The following is a 15,039-nucleotide window of genomic DNA, read 5'->3' as shown; positions in this document are numbered from 1 at the left end:
CTAGGCTGTGTGGATGGGTATTAGGAACATGAAGGCTGTCATTCCCGCCGCAGGACTGGGAACGCGGTTCCTTCCTGCGACGAAGGCGATGCCGAAGGAGATGCTGCCGGTCGTCGACAAGCCGGCCATCCAGTACGTCGTCGAAGAGGCCGCCGCCGCCGGGATCGACGACATCCTCGTCATCATCGGCCGCAACAAGAACGCGATCTCCAACCACTTCGACTCGGTTCCCGAGCTCGAGGTGAAGCTGATGGAGAAGGGCGACACCGGTCGCCTGGCGCGGGTCATCCACTCGAGCGACCTCGCCGACATCCACTTCGTCCGTCAGGGGGAGCCGAAGGGCCTCGGTCACGCGGTGCTGCGTGCTCGCACCCACGTCGGCGACAGCTCCTTCGCCGTGCTCCTGGGCGACGACCTCATCGACGAGCGCGACCAGCTGCTCACCGAGATGATCGCCGAGCACGAGCGCTCCGGTGCCGCGGTGATCGCCCTCATGGAGGTCGACCCCGCGAGCATCCACATGTACGGCGCCGCGGCCGTCGAGGACATCGAGGGATCGGACGCCGTGCGCGTGACCGACCTCGTCGAGAAGCCCGCCGCCGAAGATGCTCCGTCGAACCTCGCGATCATCGGTCGCTATGTCCTTCCCGCGTCGATCTTCGATGTGCTCGAGCACACCGAGCCCGGCAAGGGCGGAGAGATCCAGCTGACCGACGCGCTGCAGGTGCTGGCGACCAGGCCCGAGGGCCCCGGTGTGGTCGGCGTGATCTTCCGCGGACGCCGGTACGACACCGGTGACCGCGTCGATTACATCAAGGCGATCGTGCAGCTGGCCTCGGACCGCGACGACCTCGGCCCCGAGCTGCGTCCGTGGCTCAAGGAGTTCGCGGAACGCCTCTAGGCGTCGTCGCGGTCGTGGGCGCGCGGATGGATCAGGCGACGGGGATGCGGCACGGCCCGATCGAGCTGCGCCTCGTGCGCTCCCGGGACGCGAGGGCTCTGCAGCATGAGCTGTTGAGCAACCGCTCCTGGCTGCAGCCGTGGGAGGCGACAGTGCCGTACGGCTCCGTCTCTTTCGACATGCGGCTCAGCATCCGTCGTCTGCTGCAGCAGTACCGCGACGGTGCGGGCTATCCGTTCGTCATGGAGTACGACGGCGAGATCGCCGGGCAGCTCAATGTCTGGGGGGTGGCCCGCGGGTCGCTGTGCTCGGCGACCATCGGCTACTGGGTGAGCGAGCGGTTCGCGGGCAAGGGCATCACTCCGACGGCCGTCGCACTCGCGACGGACGCGTGCTTCACGGAGTACGCCCTGCATCGGATGGAGATCTGCATCCGCCCCGAGAACGTCGCGAGTCTGAGGGTCGTGCAGAAGCTCGGGTTCCGCTACGAGGGGCTGCGTCGCCGCTACATCCACATCGACGGCGACTGGCGAGATCACTATGCGTTCGCCCTGACGCGCGAGGACGTGCCGCAGGGGGTGCTGGCTCGTTGGCTGAACGGCGAAGTGCCTCCGGACGCCGCGACGATCCCTCCTTCCGACCGTTTCGCGCTCTGACACGCCGCTGACTTCAGAACTGGTCGCGACACACGCTTCCACTGAGCGTCGTGATCACCGATGTTCCCGTACCGTTGTCGACATGGACGGGCCAGTGCTGAGCGGGGGAGTGATAGTCCTCGTCGCCGTGCTCCTGTGGATGCTCTATCTGCTGCCGTCGTGGCGCGGACGCTTCCAGTATGACGCCGCGGAGCGCAACGCCGTCAGGCTGAATCAGGCCCTCCGGGTGCTCGCAGAGACCAGCGAGACCCCCGGCGAGGTGCGTCTCGAGCTCAACGCGCGCACAGCTCTCGCACAGCAGAAACTGGCGAAGCGCCTGCAGTCCGAGAAGGAGGCCGCCGAGCTCATGGCTCTCCGCGAAGAGCTCGCTGCCACGAGGGCTGATCCTGTCATCCGTCAGGCCCGCGCACGCCGCCGCGTGCGCATCGTCGCCGCCTCGACTCTGCTTCTCGGTCTCGTGATCGCCGGACTGGGCGTATGGCAGCTGGTCGCCGTTCAGGCGCAGCTGCTGCTGTGGGTCGGCGGAGCGATGATCGTCGTGGCCGGCTACGCCCTGCAGCGTATGTCGTCGGTCGCCGCTCGCGCCGCCCGACGATCCGTTCGGGTCGCCGAGCAGCCCGCGCAGAGGGTGGCGCCCGAACTGCACGACCAGGGGCGAGCGACGTGGACTCCGCGTCCGCTGCCCGAGCCGCTGGTGACCGTGGCAGGCTCTCGTGCGCAGGTAGCGCGAGCAGAGCTCGATGCCCAGGAGGAACGCCGCACCGCGGCTCGCCTCGCCGAGCTGCGTGAGCGTGCCGAGCGCCTGGCGCCCGCAGCACCCGTGCAGATCCCCGCCGCCGCTCCGGCAGCCAGTTCTCCCTTCGCGAAGATGGGATACGTCGACGACGCCGAGATCGAGGCGCACGTCCGCGACCTCCTCGCGAAGCGTGCGGCCGGCTGATCCACGCGACACGAACGGGTCTTCGAGCGTGATAGCGTAGAAGACGTCAGGGCCTATGGCGCAGTTGGTAGCGCGCCTCGTTCGCATCGAGGAGGTCAGGGGTTCGAATCCCCTTAGGTCCACAGACGAAAGAAGCCCCTCCGAGCGAAGCACGGAGGGGCTTTCGCCTTCTACCGGACGCGTGCGCGACGACGGCGGCTGACCACCATGTCGACGATCGTCGCGGCGCCGGCACCCACTGCGTACGCGACGAGATCGCGCGCGTCGAAGCCGACCCCCAGGACGAGGCGAACGGGCCAGAAGGTCTCAGCCCACAACGCCGGCAGACCGGTGAGCTGGAAGCACTCGATCAGCGTGCACAGGACCAGCGCGCTCAGCCCCACGATCCAGAGGGCGGTGCGGGGGATCGCGATGGCGATGACGAGGTAGGTCATCACCGCGTAGAGGGCGTCGCCGGCGAAATCCGCTACCGGACCGCTGCCGACGAAGTGTGTCACGAGACCCACCGCGATCACCAGTACGGCGCTGACGAGCAGGCGTCGTCGACGCGCACGGACCGATGGATCGCGGGGTGAGATCGACGGCATCTGCGTCTCGGTCTTCACCTACTTCCGATTCGCGCGGTAGTACGCGAGCAGCGCCTTCGTCGATGCATCCTGGGTCTCGATCGCCGACTCGTCGCCGCCGATCGCCGGGGCGATCTGCATCGCGAGCTGCTTGCCGAGCTCGACGCCCCACTGGTCGAACGAGTTGATGCCCCAGATCGTGCCCTGGGTGAACGTGATGTGCTCGTAGAGCGCGATGAGCTGGCCGAGCACCTGCGGCGTGAGTGCGGGCGCGAAGATCGAGGTGGTCGGACGATTGCCGGCGAACGTGCGTGCGGCCACGAGCGCTCCCGTGGTTCCCTCGGCCTCGACCTCTTCGGCGGTCTTGCCGAAGGCCAGGGCCTTGGTCTGAGCGAGGAAGTTCGCCAGGAACAGCTCGTGCACGTCCTGCCCGCCGTCGGCCAGCGGGTAGGCCGGGTTCACGAAGGCGATGAAGTCCGCCGGGATCAGTCGGGTTCTCTGATGGATGAGCTGGTAGAACGCGTGCTGGCCGTTGGTGCCCGGCTCGCCCCAGAACACCTCGCCGGTGTCGGTGGTGACCGGGGTGCCGTCCCACCGGACGGACTTGCCGTTGGACTCCATCGTCAGCTGCTGCAGGTAGGCGGGGAACCGGCTCAGCTGCTGTGCGTAGGGCAGCACCGCATGCGACTGCGCTCCGTGGAAGTTGACGTACCAGACGTTGAGCAGGCCCATCAGCACGGGGACGTTGCGTTCGAGCGGAGTGGTGCGCACGTGCTCGTCGACGGCGTGGAATCCGGCCAGCAGCTCGCGGAACGCGTCTGGACCCAACGCGATCGCGAGCGACAGCCCGATCGCGGAGTCGACCGAGTAGCGACCGCCGACCCAATCCCAGAACCCGAAGGCGTTGGCCGGATCGATGCCGAACGCGGCGACCTTGTCGAGAGCAGTGGACACCGCGGCGAAGTGGTGTGCGACGGCGTCTGTGCGGGCGTCGTCGCCGTCGGAGATCGCGCCGGAGGCTAGGAGCCCGGCCCACAGCCAATCGCGCGCCAGACGCGCGTTCGTGAGCGTCTCGAGGGTGGTGAAGGTCTTCGAGGCGACGATGAAGAGGGTCGTCTCCGGGTCGAGGTCCGCGGTCTTCTGCGCGAGGTCGGTCGGATCGATGTTCGACACGAACCGCGCCTCGATGCCGGCATCCGCGTAGGGCTTGAGCGCCTCGTAGACCATGACCGGGCCGAGGTCTGAGCCGCCGATGCCGATGTTGACGACGTGGGTGACGCGCTTGCCGGTGATGCCGAGCCACTCGCCGGAGCGAACCCGGGTGGCGAACGCGCTGAGCGCCTCGAGCACGGCCTGCACATCGGCATCCACGTCCTGCCCGTCGACGATGAGCGCGGGGGAGGACCCGGCCGGGCGGCGCAGCGCGGTGTGCAGCACGGCGCGGTCCTCGGACGTGTTGAGGTGGCTGCCCTCGAGCATCGCCGCGTATCGATCTGCGACACCCGTCTGATCCGCGAGACGCAGCAGCGCCGCCAGCACCTCGTCGGTGACGAGGTTCTTCGACAGGTCGACGTGCAGATCGGCGAGCGGGAACGTGAGACGCTCGGCGCGGCCCGCGTCATCGGCGAACCAGCCTCGCAGATCGGCGGTGATCGACTCGCGCAGCGCGGCGAGCTCGGACCAGGCGGGAGTGTGTGTCGGATCAACGGGAGCGGTCATGGAACCACGGTACTGCCGCACGCGGCGCGATGCGCCCGCGATGACGTCGGGTCTCACCCTAGGATTGCTGCGATGACCGACACCGCGCCCGAGATGACCTCGGAGAGGCGGCTGAGGCGCGAGATCGGTCGCAGGTTCGTGCGTGCTCCGTTCGCATGGGGACTGCTGCTCCTGGCCGCCGTGATCAGGTCGTGACGTTCCACCGTCCCTGAGCGCGCCCGCGTGTACACGACGATGCGCGGGCCGGGGTACGGTTTCCTTCATGGGAAGACTGCGATACGACGGCACGTCGGAGCCGATCCTCATCGACGACGAGACGCTGGCACATCTGAAGGTCATCGTCGGCACGAAGCTGCGTCGCCAGGAGAGCTTCATGATGACCTGGCTTCCTCCCGAGGGCGGCGACCCTGGGCGCGTCACGGTGTGGATCCACCCGGCGATCCCTCTGCAGTTCCTGTTCAGCTCGAGTGAGCCCCAGGTGATCCAGAAGCCGCGCGTCGAAGAGATCATGCACGCCCTCAATGCGACCGGGGAACTCGTGATCGACGACTACGTGCAGGCGAAGATCGTCGACGGGAGCACGTCGAAGTCCTGACCTACTCCGCGGGGTAGCCGTCTGTCTTGAGCAGGCGTGCGAGGTGGGCCGCATTGCGCGCGGCGGTCGCCGTCGCCTGTGCGACCTTCTCGGGGGTCTCGTCGAGATCCTTGTAGTCGACGGTCTGCATCGCCTCCCCGTTCCAGTAGATCGACGCCTGAGCGGGCACGGAGTACCCGACGTCGTTCAGCGACTGGAACAGGATCGCGGCGATGTGGTGTGCGCCGTCCTCGTTGCCGACGATGCCGGCGATCGCGACCTTGTCGAAGAGGATCGGCCTGCCCGCGTCATCCGTCTCGCTCAGCTCGGCGTCGAGCCGCTCGAGCACGCGCTGCGCGACACTCGAATGCTGTCCCATCCAGGTCGGGGTGAGGAACACGAGGATGTCGGCGGCATGAACCTTCTCACGCAGCGTGGGCCACTGGTCGTCTCCGCCCATGTCGGCTTCGACCCCGGGGCTGATGACGTGATCGACGGCGCGTACGAGCTCTCCGGTCACACCGTGCTCGGCGAGTGCTGTGAGGATCTGCGACCCGAGAACGTCGGTGCTCGACTCGGAGGGAGAGGGCTTGAGCGTGCAGGAGATGGCGAGGGCTGTCAGTTGTGCGGTCATCCCTGCACGAAATCATCGTCGGCGTCGATAGCCCAGGGGGTTCCGTCGCTGGCAGGTGTGCGCTAGACGGTATCCTGGATGACGGCCGCTACGACAGGAGATCCCGTGATCCTCAGCTTCATCTTCTTCATGATCCTCTTCCTCGGAGGCATCTGGCTCATGGGGCTCGCGCAGTCGCTCGAAGATTTCCAGGCGATCGTCTTCGTCGGCGGACTTCTCGTCACCAGCCTGTCGCTCGCATTCATGATGCGCGCGGGCGGTTCGGCCACTCGCCGCAAGGACAACTGGTCGGGCAACGCCACCGAGTAGTCAGCGCCGTCTGGCCAGCCTCGCCTCGAGGTTGGCCTTCACTGCAGGCCATTCCGGTTCGATGATCGAGAACTCGACGCTGTCGCGCAGCGCGCCGTTGCGGTAGCGGCTCATCGCGCGCATCACGCCGTCCTGCTTCGCGCCGAGGCGCTCGATCGCCGCGCGCGACTGGAAGTTGACCCACTGAGTGGTCAGGCCCACACGGAAGACGCCGAGCTCTTCGAACGCGTGGCGGAGCAGCAGCAGCTTCGACTCGGCGTTGGTTCCGGTTCCGTGAGCAGACGGGCGGTTCCACGTGTAGCCGATGTGCAGCCGCGGGACGTCGGCCTCGAGGTCGTAGTACGAGGTGAGACCGAGGATGCGCCCCGAGGCGTCGAACGCCGTGAAGGGGATCATGCCGCCGCTCTCGATCAGGCCGAGGCGACGGTCGATCTCGGCGGCGAGGCCCTCGGGAGAGGGCACCGAGGTGTACCAGGCCTGCTTCCACAGATCGCCTTCGCTCAGCGCCTCGAGGAGGCCGTCGTGATGCGAGGTCTCCAACGGGCGGAGTTCGACGAGGCGTCCGGTGAGGTTGATCGGGGCCGGGGTGGTGCGGAAGGTCATGCAGCCATTCAATCAGCGCGGCGTCCGGTGTCGGATCACGCGATAAGGGTGCGATGCTCCCATTGGCCTCGGCCCATCTTCGCGCTGACGTAGGTGGCGTCGCCGACGCGGTGCAGCAGCCGCTGGTAGGCGGTCACGATCTCGATGGTCACTCCCAGCTCGAACGCGAGGCTCGCCGGATGGGCGCCTCGTACCTTCTCGGCTTCGGCGTAGTCGTCGGCGGTGATCAGCAGGCGCGCAGCCCACTCGTCGGCGCGCCGCTCCTGTCGCGCGCGGGTCGACGGATCTGCGGTGGGGTGTGGCCGAGCACGGCGTGTGCCAGCTCATGCGCGATCACGCTGCAGGTCGCTCTCCGGCTCAGGCCGGGGGCGACGCGGATCGTCGCCGTCTGCGGTTCGTAACCGCCGTGGTGCCGGCCTCGGCGTTCGACCAGGTGCAGCCCGTTCTCTTCGAGCAGGCGGAGGAGGGCCTCCATGGTCCTCCTCGTCGCGCGTCGTCAGTCGTAGAGATCGTCGGTGTCGTCGGCGTGGGCGAGGGGCGACTCGAACGCGACTTCGGATCGATCTTCGCGTCGACCACGGACATCGGTGCGGGGGCGGAGCGGGGTGATCGTGGCGCCGCCACGCTCGACCTCGGCATGAAACCGCTCTTCTGCGCGAGTGATCATGATGTGGGGCGCGAGGTCGACGGACGCGCTGACTGCATAGACGATGGGGATCGGGATGGAGCGCTTGCCCGTCACGTAGTTGTCGAGTGCGCTCCTGGCGATGCCGATCTCGCGTGCCATCGCGGCGATGCTGCTTCCTGACGCGCCGATCTCGGCACGGAGCTGGCGGCCGACCGCCGCGTTGAACTGCTCGCCGGGTGTCTTCACGTGAGTCACGATAGCACCGAGATGAAGCCAGGATGCTGTCATATTGGTGCGCAGAACGCTTGTCGCGACACGTGCGTGGCGATACTGTCTATGAATGACGACAGATGTGCGACGTGTGGTGGCGAACGCGGTCGAAGACGAACTGCTGCGCGCCGGTCGCAGCACTCAGTGGCTCTCCACACAGGTGGGCATCACCGTCGCCGAGCTGCGCGAGCGGCTTGCAGGCGAGTCCGACTTCACCGTCGCCGACCTGGCCGAGATCGCGCAGGCGCTCGACATCGCAGTCGCACAGCTCACTCCTCACCCGCACTAGCGTGGGGGTATGAAGACCATCCCGTTCGGAACCGCCACCGCCCCCGCCGTCGTCGCCGGAATGATGCGCATCGACGACAAGGATGACGCTCAGATCCGCGAACTCTACGACGCCGCACGCAGCGCGGGCATCGACTTCTTCGACCACGCCGACATCTATGGCGGGAGCATGCACTTCTGCGAGGGGCGCTTCGCCGAGGCGCTGGGGCTGAGCGCTGCCGAACGGGATGAGATCGTGCTGCAGACCAAGTGCGGCATCCACCCCGCTGAGGGCACGTTCGACTTCTCGTACGAGCACATCGTCCGCCAGGTCGAGGGGTCCCTCGCGGCGCTGCGCACCGACCACATCGACGTGCTGCTGCTGCACCGTCCGGACGCGCTGGTCGAACCCGAAGAGGTCGCCAGGGCCTTCGACGAGCTCGAAGCCGCAGGCAAGGTCCGCGCGTTCGGGGTCTCGAACCACACCCCTCGGCAGATCGATCTGCTCCGCACCGCAGTCACTCAGCCCCTGGTCGCCAATCAGCTGCAGCTCTCGATCACGCACGCGCCGATCCTCGCGCAGCCCGTCGCCGCGAACATGGCCGGTGAAGACCAGAGCATCGTCCGCGACGGCGGGGGCATCGTCGAGTACTGCCGCATCAACGGCATCACGATCCAGGCGTGGTCGCCGTTCCAGGGTGGCTTCTTCACAGGCGTCTTCCTCGGCAACCCCGAGTATGCGGAGCTCAACGGCGTGATCGATCGGCTGGCGGCGTCGTACGGAGTCGCGCCGATCGCGATCGCGACCGCGTGGATCACGCGTCACCCCGCCAAGATGCAGGTCGTGCTCGGAACCACGACTCCGCAGCGCGTGCAGGATGCCGCTGCGGGTGCCGACATAGAGCTCACCAGGGCCGAGTGGTACGAGCTCTTCCGCGCGGCCGGGCATCTGCTGCCGTAGCAACGGCGCGAGACTCGCGCGTCGTCTACCCTGAACACATGCCGTTCCTCTTCTCGCTCCTCATCATCGCGCTGATGGTAGCCGCGATGGTCGACATCATCAGGAGAGACGACGCGCAGGTGAGGCACCTGCCGAAGATGGCATGGGTCATCATCGTGATCCTGCTGCCGCTGATCGGCAGTCTGCTGTGGTTCGCGATCGGCAGGGAGTACTCCGAGGCGGGTCTTCGGATCCCTCGATTCCCCGGCACGCGAACTGCGGCTCGGCCCGGGGTGCCCCGGTCAGCACCTCGCACGGCGCCGCCGGTGGATGCCCGCAGCACCGAGCAGCAGATCGCCGATCTCGATCGCGAGATCGAGGAGTGGCGGCTGCGTCAGGAGATCGAGAAGCGACGGCGCGACGGCGGCGACTCGTCGAGCGGCGCCGCTGACGCGTCCCGCTAGTCGACGCGCTCGAGATCGAACGACTCCCGCAGGGCGTCTTCGAGATTCGGATACGCGAACTCGAACCCGGCGACCGTCAGTTTCTCCGGAATCACCCATCGGCTCTTGAGGATCAGCTCGGTCTCGGTGCGGATGCCGATGGCGCCGAGCTCGAGCATCCACCGCGGCATCGGCGGGCCGATGCGCACGCCGAGCAGCCGCCGCACCGTCGCCATGAAATCGGCGTTGTCCGTCGGGATCGGGGAGGCGGCGTTCACGGGCCCGTCGAGGGTCGGCGTCACCTCGAGGAAGTCGATGATGCGGGCGATGTCCTCGACGTGCACCCAGCTGAACCGCTGCCGACCGCGGCGTGCACCGGGACGGTGTCCGGTGCCGGCGGCCCGGCGGGAATGACTGATCGGCCACCGACCGTCGTACTGCGCCCCGCCGAGCCCGAGCCGGGCCAGGGTCTTCAGGGGGCCGAGCACGCCGCCGTGGCCCAGCACGATAGCGCTGCGCAGGGCCACCCGCCGCGTGTGCGGCAGATCGTCTGCGAACAGGGCGCGCTCCCATGCCTTCGCGACCTCGACGGAGAACCCCGTGCCGATCTCGCCCGACGATTCGGTCATGGGGCGCTCTTCCGCATGGCGGTAGATGGTCGCCGTCGACGAGTTGATCCACAGCGGGGGAGGGCTCGCGGCTTTCGCGATGGCGGAGCTCAGCGACGCGGTGGTGTCGAGACGGGAGCGGAAGATCGCTGCGCGGTTCTCGGGCGTGTAGCGACAGTTCACGCTCTTGCCCGCCAGGCCGATCACGAGCGACGCGCCGTCGACGGCATGATCGATCGCCGCCTGGTCGCCCCAGGAGATGTCGGCGCCTGTGCGCGAGATCGTGATGACCTCCCGCCCCGTCGACCGCAGGCGCGGGATCAGATACTGCCCCATGAACCCGGTCGAGCCGCCGACCACGACGGGGCCTGCCGAGGGAGGCGGCTGGTCGGTCACGGAGTCTCGCTCTCGATCGCGTACTCGAAGAAGCCGGTGTACTCGTAGACCCGACCGAGCAGAGGGGCATCGATCGTCATGTTCACATGGTGCCGCTCGCTCTGCTCGTCCCAGCTCTCGACGAGACCGATGCGTGGACGAAGGAAACGCGGCGCGGCGATGCGCAGCCGCCCGAAACGCATCCCGACGCGGCGGATGGTCAGCACGACGGCGCCGTCGCGCACGTCGATGTCGAAGGTCGTGACGACCGTGCGATGAGGGCCGATCTCGTTGCGCAGGATGCGGTTCGCGCCGAGGGAGACGACGTCGGGCATGACCCACGTGCGTCCAGGGAGGTCGAAGTGCCTGACTGCCAGCGCTTCGCCGTCGACCGTGCGGTTCTCGATGCGGAACGGCACGTCGTGCTCCCATCCGGCGAACGCGACTCCGAGGGACTCCGCGATCCGGAACACGGGCCAGAGCCAGCGATGACGCGATCCCGCGGTCGTGAAGACCCCGGTGCCGACGCCGACGCGGCCTTCGGGGATCGTGCGGAAGTACCAGGCGGTCTTCGGGTGGAGTTCCGAGATGCGCTCGCCGAGCGCGCGCTCGTAGGGCGACCGTCGATCAGTGCCTGGTGCTGTCACACCTTCACCCTAGCGAGAGGTCGGACGCAGCAGTCGGTCGAGCAGCGCGAGCGCCTCGTGCTGCGGGGCGGTGTCGTCGAGCAGCCACTGCGTCTGCAGACCGTCGGAGGCGGCGACCACCAGGGCGGCGACGGCCTCGGCATCCACGTCCTCGCGCATGCGTCCGGTCTCCTGCTGCTCCCGCACGACCTCGGCCATGTCCGCGCGCAGCCGCGCGAACCGGGTCGTCGCGAACTCGCGGGCGGCGGGGTGACCTTCTTCGAGAGCGGCGGCGACCAGCATCGAATACAGCTGCACGAGACCGGGGACCTCGCGGTTGGTGCGCGCGGATTCGATCATCCGCTCGACGGGGGTCGCGTCCGGCTGGAACGCGTCGGGATTCTGGCGCTCCGGCGCCGTGCTCTCCTGGTAGACCGCGACCAGCAGCTCCTCGAGCGACCCGAAGTAGTGCGTGAGGGCTGCGTGCGTGACGCCGACGGCGCTCGCGATGGAGCGCAGGCTCGTGCGGTCGGCCCCGCGCGCGGCGAAGACCTCGATGGCGCGATCGAGGATCTCCTGGCGTCGGGCGATGCCCTTCGCATACGCACCGCGCTGGCGCGGGCGATCCTGGTCGTCGGTCATGATGCGAGTGTAGCGATATGAAAACTTCCGCACGGAGGTATTTGGTGGTAGCGTGCCGGACAGACGGGTGAAGACAGCCCGCACGTCACCGACGACCGAAGGAGACCCCGTGGCGATTCAGACTTCCATCCAGCTGTTCACGATCAAGGATCAGCTCGAGACCGACCTCGAAGGCTCGCTCAACGAGGTCGCCGCCAGAGGCTTCACCGCCGTCGAGCCATACGACTTCGTGCGCCGCGCCCAGCCGCTCGCGGACGCGCTGGCCAGCGCGGGTCTCACCGCACCCTCTGGTCACGCGTTCCTCGCCTCCGAGTCGTTCGTGAATCCCGACGGCAGCGGAACCACGCTCCCCGTGCCGTCGCCCGCTGAGGTCTTCGCCGCCGCCAAGGTGCTCGGCATGGACACGGTCATCGACCCGTACACTGAGCCCGCGCGCTGGCAGACGGTCGAGCAGATCGAGGAGACCGCGCGTCTTCTCAACGAGGCGGCCGCTGTGGGCGCCACCGTCGACGTGCGTGTCGGCTACCACAATCACGCCCATGAGCTGGAAGCCGTCTTCGACGGCGTCACCGGACTCGAAGTGCTCGCGGGCCTGCTCGACGAGCGCGTCGTGCTCGAGGTCGATCTGTACTGGGTCGCCCGCGGCGGGGTCGACCCCGTCGCACTGCTGCAGCGCCTGGGCGACCGGGTGATCGCAGTGCACGCCAAGGACGGCACGCTCGATCCCGCGCTGCTGAGCGCCTACCCGCCCGCCGACCAGGTCGCGGCCGGAGCGGGCGCGGTTCCGCTGATCGAGGCCATCGCCGCGGCCCCGGCGCTCGAGCTCGCGATCGTGGAGTTCGATCACTTCGACGGCGACCTCTGGGACGCGATCGAGCGCAGCCGCATCTACCTCGACGAGAAGGTGGCCGGCTGATGGCGATCGGCAGCGGCCCCGTCGGCGTCGGCATCATCGGCGCGGGCAACATCAGCGACCAGTACCTGTCGAACCTGACCACGTTCCCCGACGTGCGGGTGATCGCCATCGGCGACCTGCTCGAAGAGCGCGCGAAGGCGCAGGCCGAGAAGTACGGCGTCCCGAGGGCCGGCGGTGTCGACCTCGTGCTCGACGACCCCGAGATCGACATCGTGGTGAACCTGACGATCCCGGCGGTGCACGTCGAGGTGTCCGAGGCGATCCTCGCCGCAGGCAAGCATGTGTGGACCGAGAAGCCGATCGGCGTCAGCCGCGACGAGTCGCTGCGGCTGCTGCAGAAGGCGGATGCCGCGGGGCTGCGCGTCGGCGTCGCACCGGACACCGTCCTCGGGCCCGGCGTGCAGACGGCGAAGCGTGCGATCGCTCGAGGCGACATCGGTCGTCCGCTGTTCGCCCAGACCACGTTCCAGTGGCAGGGACCCGAGATCTTCCACCCGAACCCCGCGTTCCTGTACGCCAAGGGTGCGGGGCCGCTGCTCGACATGGGGCCGTACTACGTCTCGGCTCTCGTGCACGTCTTCGGACCGGTCGCCGCCGTCGCCGCCCTCGGCCTTCAGGGCAGCCCGACCCGCACGGTGCAGGTCGGCGAGCTCGCTGGTCAGGAGTTCCCCGTCGAGATCCCGTCGACACTGAGCGTGCTGATGGACTTCGAGCAGGGCGGACAGGCGCAGAGTCTGTACAGCACCGACTCGCCGCTGCTGCGCACGGGCATCGTCGAGATCACCGGCACAGAGGGGACGATCGTGATCCCCGACCCCAACACCTTCGGGGGCGAGATCGCGATCACCCGTCCGCTGACGCAGGCCTTCGCGCCGCCGGAGCCCATGACGCAGGAGATCGTCGACGTCGTCCAGGAGGGCGTGCTCTCTGGGCGTGGCGTCGGTCTGCTCGACATGGCCCGATCGATCGCCGCCGGCCGACCGCACGTCGCCACGGGGGAGTTCGGTTACCACGTGCTCGACACGCTGCTGTCGATCGAAGAGGCAGCCGAGTCGCGCAGCTTCGTGCAGGTCGCGAGCACGCTCGACGAGGTCGGCTCTCTCGACGCCGACTTCGACCCGTTCGAGGCGACTCTCTGAGATCCGCCGAGGTGGCGACGAGGTGCGGTCAGCGTGCCTTCGTCGCCACATAGCGGTCGACGTTCGCGGGTGAGAGCACCTCGCGGGCGACCATGATCGCGGCGCCGAGCACGGCGGCTCTGTCGCCCGCCTGCGACTGCACGATGGCGAGATGCTGTGTCGCCAGGGGGATGGACCGTCGGTAGACGACCTCGCGCACCCCGGCGAGCAGGTGCTCGCCTGCGCGCGCGATGCTTCCGCCGAGCACGATGATCGACGGGTTGAGAAGGTTGACCACCGTCGCCAGGACCTCGCCCACATCGCGCCCGGCCTGCCGAGTCGCCTCGATGGCTGCGGCGTTGCCGGAGCGCACCAGCTCGATCACATCCGCCGGGCTGTGCGCCTCGTGTCCGGCGTCGCGCAGCGCCGTCGCCAGTGCCGACCCGCTCGCGAGCGCCTCCAGGTCGCGCTCGTCGCCGGGCTCCCTCGTGGAGCCGCCCACGCTCGGCACCTGGACGTGTCCCATATCTCCGGCTGAGCCCTGCGCGCCCCGCTGCAACTGACCCCCGGCGATGATGCCGGATCCGATGCCGGTCGAGACCTTGACGAAGATCAGGTCGTCGACGTGCGGCCACATCGTCGCATGCTCGCCGAGGGCGAGGATGTTCACATCGTTGTCGACCAGCACCGGCACGTCGAACGTGCGCTGCACATAGCCAGGGATGTCGAAGCGGTCCCAGCCCGGCATGATCGGCGGGTTCGTCGGGCGGCCGGTCGAGTGCTCGACCGGCCCCGGCACGCCGATCCCGATGCCGAGCAGCGGGATCCCTTCGGCCTCCGGAGTCTCGAGCAGCGTCGTGCCGTCGGCGAGGATCACGTCGAGCAGATCGTCGGGGCCGTCGGCGATGTCGATCGTGCGGGTGCGCGAATCGAGGATCACGCCGGCCAGATCTGCGACGGCGATCGTGGCATGGGTGGCGCCGAGGTCGACGGCGAGGACGACTCCGGCGCGGGAGTTGAAGGCCAGCCGCGCCGGCGGACGCCCGCCGGTCGAGACGGCCTCGCCCGCCGGACGGAGGAGGTCGGCGGCGAGCAGGGCATCGACGCGCAGCGCCACGGTGGAACGGGCGAGGCCGGTGAGGGCTGCGAGCTCGGCCTTGGTGCGAGCGGTGCCGTCGCGGAGGATCTGGAAGATCTCGCCTGCGCCGGGGTTCGCTGCCGCGGCGGTGCGGAGTGCGTCGACCATTGCGTCAGTAAACCACAGACTTGGAACGGTCCTCGATCGACTTCCGATTCGTTACAAA

At 68.3% G+C, this 15,039-nt stretch carries 21 protein-coding genes and 1 tRNA gene; 12 read left to right on the top strand and 10 right to left on the bottom strand.

All coding sequences use genetic code 11. The features are described 5' to 3' along the window. The first annotated feature begins 13 nt into the window (after window positions 1–13). From galU to ACIOU8_RS16680, 4 genes are all read left to right on the top strand, one after another. Window positions 14–901, top strand: coding sequence for a UTP--glucose-1-phosphate uridylyltransferase GalU (galU, locus tag ACIOU8_RS16695; protein WP_400791846.1), 888 nt, complete (start codon window positions 14–16; stop codon window positions 899–901). Between the two features lie 44 nt (window positions 902–945). Beyond that, window positions 946–1,557, top strand: coding sequence for a GNAT family protein (locus ACIOU8_RS16690; RefSeq protein WP_309694366.1), 612 nt, complete (start codon window positions 946–948; stop codon window positions 1,555–1,557). An 82-nt stretch (window positions 1,558–1,639) separates the two neighbouring features. Further along, on the top strand, window positions 1,640–2,497 hold the full coding sequence (locus tag ACIOU8_RS16685) for a hypothetical protein (protein ID WP_400791844.1): 858 nt from the start codon (window positions 1,640–1,642) through the stop codon (window positions 2,495–2,497). A gap of 49 nt (window positions 2,498–2,546) precedes the next feature. Further along, window positions 2,547–2,619, top strand: a tRNA-Ala gene (locus tag ACIOU8_RS16680). A 48-nt stretch (window positions 2,620–2,667) separates the two neighbouring features. On the opposite strand, the gene ACIOU8_RS16675 is transcribed toward ACIOU8_RS16680, so the two are convergent. Next, entirely contained in the window at window positions 2,668–3,102 is a 435-nt protein-coding gene (locus ACIOU8_RS16675) for a DUF2809 domain-containing protein (protein ID WP_400791843.1), read from the bottom strand. After that, window positions 3,103–4,782 carry a glucose-6-phosphate isomerase gene (gene pgi / locus ACIOU8_RS16670; RefSeq protein ID WP_400791840.1) on the bottom strand — a complete coding sequence of 560 codons (1,680 nt, stop codon included), beginning with the start codon at window positions 4,780–4,782 and terminating at the stop codon, window positions 3,103–3,105. Between the two features lie 72 nt (window positions 4,783–4,854). On the opposite strand from pgi, the gene ACIOU8_RS16665 reads away from it, so the two are divergent. Together ACIOU8_RS16665 and ACIOU8_RS16660 are read left to right on the top strand one after the other, a co-directional pair. Then, window positions 4,855–4,977: a hypothetical protein gene (locus tag ACIOU8_RS16665; protein WP_400791837.1), complete on the top strand. Its 123-nt coding sequence runs from the start codon at window positions 4,855–4,857 to the stop codon at window positions 4,975–4,977. 67 nt (window positions 4,978–5,044) lie between these two features. Next, window positions 5,045–5,377 carry a hypothetical protein gene (locus ACIOU8_RS16660; protein WP_400791835.1) on the top strand — a complete coding sequence of 111 codons (333 nt, stop codon included), beginning with the start codon at window positions 5,045–5,047 and terminating at the stop codon, window positions 5,375–5,377. A 1-nt stretch (window position 5,378) separates the two neighbouring features. On the opposite strand, the gene ACIOU8_RS16655 is transcribed toward ACIOU8_RS16660, so the two are convergent. Then, on the bottom strand, window positions 5,379–5,990 hold the full coding sequence (locus ACIOU8_RS16655) for a flavodoxin family protein (protein WP_400791832.1): 612 nt from the start codon (window positions 5,988–5,990) through the stop codon (window positions 5,379–5,381). A 105-nt stretch (window positions 5,991–6,095) separates the two neighbouring features. On the opposite strand from ACIOU8_RS16655, the gene ACIOU8_RS16650 reads away from it, so the two are divergent. After that, entirely contained in the window at window positions 6,096–6,299 is a 204-nt protein-coding gene (locus ACIOU8_RS16650) for a hypothetical protein (RefSeq protein ID WP_400791830.1), read from the top strand. On the opposite strand, the gene ACIOU8_RS16645 is transcribed toward ACIOU8_RS16650, so the two are convergent. From ACIOU8_RS16645 to ACIOU8_RS16635, 3 genes are all read right to left on the bottom strand, one after another. Next, window positions 6,300–6,902 (bottom strand): GNAT family N-acetyltransferase, encoded by a 603-nt coding sequence (locus ACIOU8_RS16645; protein WP_400791828.1) that lies wholly within the window; start codon window positions 6,900–6,902, stop codon window positions 6,300–6,302. 226 nt (window positions 6,903–7,128) lie between these two features. Continuing rightward, on the bottom strand, window positions 7,129–7,377 hold the full coding sequence (locus ACIOU8_RS16640) for an ImmA/IrrE family metallo-endopeptidase (protein ID WP_400791826.1): 249 nt from the start codon (window positions 7,375–7,377) through the stop codon (window positions 7,129–7,131). 21 nt (window positions 7,378–7,398) lie between these two features. Further along, window positions 7,399–7,776 carry a helix-turn-helix domain-containing protein gene (locus ACIOU8_RS16635; protein ID WP_400791824.1) on the bottom strand — a complete coding sequence of 126 codons (378 nt, stop codon included), beginning with the start codon at window positions 7,774–7,776 and terminating at the stop codon, window positions 7,399–7,401. Between the two features lie 94 nt (window positions 7,777–7,870). Between ACIOU8_RS16635 and ACIOU8_RS16630 the strand changes: the two genes are divergently transcribed. The 3 genes from ACIOU8_RS16630 to ACIOU8_RS16620 are packed head-to-tail and all read left to right on the top strand — an operon-like array spanning window position 7,871 to window position 9,471. Next, window positions 7,871–8,089: a hypothetical protein gene (locus ACIOU8_RS16630; RefSeq protein ID WP_400791821.1), complete on the top strand. Its 219-nt coding sequence runs from the start codon at window positions 7,871–7,873 to the stop codon at window positions 8,087–8,089. A gap of 9 nt (window positions 8,090–8,098) precedes the next feature. After that, a complete protein-coding gene (locus ACIOU8_RS16625; RefSeq protein WP_400791819.1) occupies window positions 8,099–9,028 on the top strand; it encodes an aldo/keto reductase family oxidoreductase in 930 nt (309 codons plus the stop codon). A gap of 38 nt (window positions 9,029–9,066) precedes the next feature. Further along, window positions 9,067–9,471, top strand: a complete 405-nt coding sequence (locus ACIOU8_RS16620; protein ID WP_400791817.1) for a PLD nuclease N-terminal domain-containing protein — start codon at window positions 9,067–9,069, stop codon at window positions 9,469–9,471. Here ACIOU8_RS16620 and ACIOU8_RS16615 read toward each other — a convergent pair. Genes ACIOU8_RS16615 through ACIOU8_RS16605 form a run of 3 tightly spaced genes read right to left on the bottom strand, consistent with a single transcriptional unit; the run spans window position 9,468 to window position 11,701 of the window. Further along, the gene (locus ACIOU8_RS16615) at window positions 9,468–10,394 is read right to left on the bottom strand and encodes an epimerase (protein WP_400791927.1); all 927 of its coding nucleotides are present in this window, start codon (window positions 10,392–10,394) and stop codon (window positions 9,468–9,470) included. The two genes, ACIOU8_RS16620 and ACIOU8_RS16615, sit on opposite strands and share 4 nt — an antisense overlap. A 56-nt stretch (window positions 10,395–10,450) precedes the next feature. Next, window positions 10,451–11,080: a DUF4166 domain-containing protein gene (locus ACIOU8_RS16610; RefSeq protein WP_400791815.1), complete on the bottom strand. Its 630-nt coding sequence runs from the start codon at window positions 11,078–11,080 to the stop codon at window positions 10,451–10,453. Window positions 11,081–11,089: 9 nt separating this feature from the next. After that, entirely contained in the window at window positions 11,090–11,701 is a 612-nt protein-coding gene (locus tag ACIOU8_RS16605) for a TetR/AcrR family transcriptional regulator (RefSeq protein ID WP_400791813.1), read from the bottom strand. A gap of 109 nt (window positions 11,702–11,810) precedes the next feature. Here ACIOU8_RS16605 and ACIOU8_RS16600 point away from each other — a divergent pair, with 109 nt between their 5' ends. Both ACIOU8_RS16600 and ACIOU8_RS16595 read left to right on the top strand, forming a co-directional pair. After that, window positions 11,811–12,617, top strand: a complete 807-nt coding sequence (locus ACIOU8_RS16600) for a sugar phosphate isomerase/epimerase family protein (RefSeq protein WP_400791810.1) — start codon at window positions 11,811–11,813, stop codon at window positions 12,615–12,617. After that, window positions 12,617–13,756 (top strand): Gfo/Idh/MocA family protein, encoded by a 1,140-nt coding sequence (locus ACIOU8_RS16595; protein WP_400791808.1) that lies wholly within the window; start codon window positions 12,617–12,619, stop codon window positions 13,754–13,756. The genes ACIOU8_RS16600 and ACIOU8_RS16595 overlap by 1 nt, the downstream gene beginning before the upstream one ends. 28 nt (window positions 13,757–13,784) lie before the next feature. Here the strand turns inward: ACIOU8_RS16595 and ACIOU8_RS16590 are convergent, their stop codons facing one another. Continuing rightward, a complete protein-coding gene (locus tag ACIOU8_RS16590; RefSeq protein ID WP_400791806.1) occupies window positions 13,785–14,981 on the bottom strand; it encodes an ROK family protein in 1,197 nt (398 codons plus the stop codon). Window positions 14,982–15,039: the final 58 nt, after the last annotated feature.

It is taken from the genome of Microbacterium sp. NPDC087589 (genome assembly GCF_044743635.1).
Lineage (GTDB): Bacteria > Actinomycetota > Actinomycetes > Actinomycetales > Microbacteriaceae > Microbacterium.
Note: the sequence above shows the minus strand (reverse complement) of the source record. Positions and strands in the feature narration are given on the sequence as shown.

Excerpts from the sequence above, each read along its gene's own strand:
- ACIOU8_RS16605 (WP_400791813.1), bottom strand. The coding sequence starts at position 11,701 with ATGACCGACGACCAGGATCGCCCGCGCCAGCGCGGTGCGTATGCGAAG.
- ACIOU8_RS16690 (WP_309694366.1), top strand. The coding sequence starts at position 946 with ATGCGGCACGGCCCGATCGAGCTGCGCCTCGTGCGCTCCCGGGACGCG.
- ACIOU8_RS16595 (WP_400791808.1), top strand. The coding sequence starts at position 12,617 with ATGGCGATCGGCAGCGGCCCCGTCGGCGTCGGCATCATCGGCGCGGGC.
- galU (WP_400791846.1), top strand. The coding sequence starts at position 14 with ATGGGTATTAGGAACATGAAGGCTGTCATTCCCGCCGCAGGACTGGGA.
- ACIOU8_RS16645 (WP_400791828.1), bottom strand. The coding sequence starts at position 6,902 with ATGACCTTCCGCACCACCCCGGCCCCGATCAACCTCACCGGACGCCTC.
- ACIOU8_RS16620 (WP_400791817.1), top strand. The coding sequence starts at position 9,067 with ATGCCGTTCCTCTTCTCGCTCCTCATCATCGCGCTGATGGTAGCCGCG.
- ACIOU8_RS16665 (WP_400791837.1), top strand. The coding sequence starts at position 4,855 with ATGACCGACACCGCGCCCGAGATGACCTCGGAGAGGCGGCTGAGGCGC.
- ACIOU8_RS16660 (WP_400791835.1), top strand. The coding sequence starts at position 5,045 with ATGGGAAGACTGCGATACGACGGCACGTCGGAGCCGATCCTCATCGAC.
- pgi (WP_400791840.1), bottom strand. The coding sequence starts at position 4,782 with ATGACCGCTCCCGTTGATCCGACACACACTCCCGCCTGGTCCGAGCTC.
- ACIOU8_RS16625 (WP_400791819.1), top strand. The coding sequence starts at position 8,099 with ATGAAGACCATCCCGTTCGGAACCGCCACCGCCCCCGCCGTCGTCGCC.
- ACIOU8_RS16655 (WP_400791832.1), bottom strand. The coding sequence starts at position 5,990 with ATGACCGCACAACTGACAGCCCTCGCCATCTCCTGCACGCTCAAGCCC.
- ACIOU8_RS16590 (WP_400791806.1), bottom strand. The coding sequence starts at position 14,981 with ATGGTCGACGCACTCCGCACCGCCGCGGCAGCGAACCCCGGCGCAGGC.
- ACIOU8_RS16615 (WP_400791927.1), bottom strand. The coding sequence starts at position 10,394 with ATGGGGCAGTATCTGATCCCGCGCCTGCGGTCGACGGGGCGGGAGGTC.
- ACIOU8_RS16630 (WP_400791821.1), top strand. The coding sequence starts at position 7,871 with ATGACGACAGATGTGCGACGTGTGGTGGCGAACGCGGTCGAAGACGAA.
- ACIOU8_RS16685 (WP_400791844.1), top strand. The coding sequence starts at position 1,640 with ATGGACGGGCCAGTGCTGAGCGGGGGAGTGATAGTCCTCGTCGCCGTG.
- ACIOU8_RS16640 (WP_400791826.1), bottom strand. The coding sequence starts at position 7,377 with ATGGAGGCCCTCCTCCGCCTGCTCGAAGAGAACGGGCTGCACCTGGTC.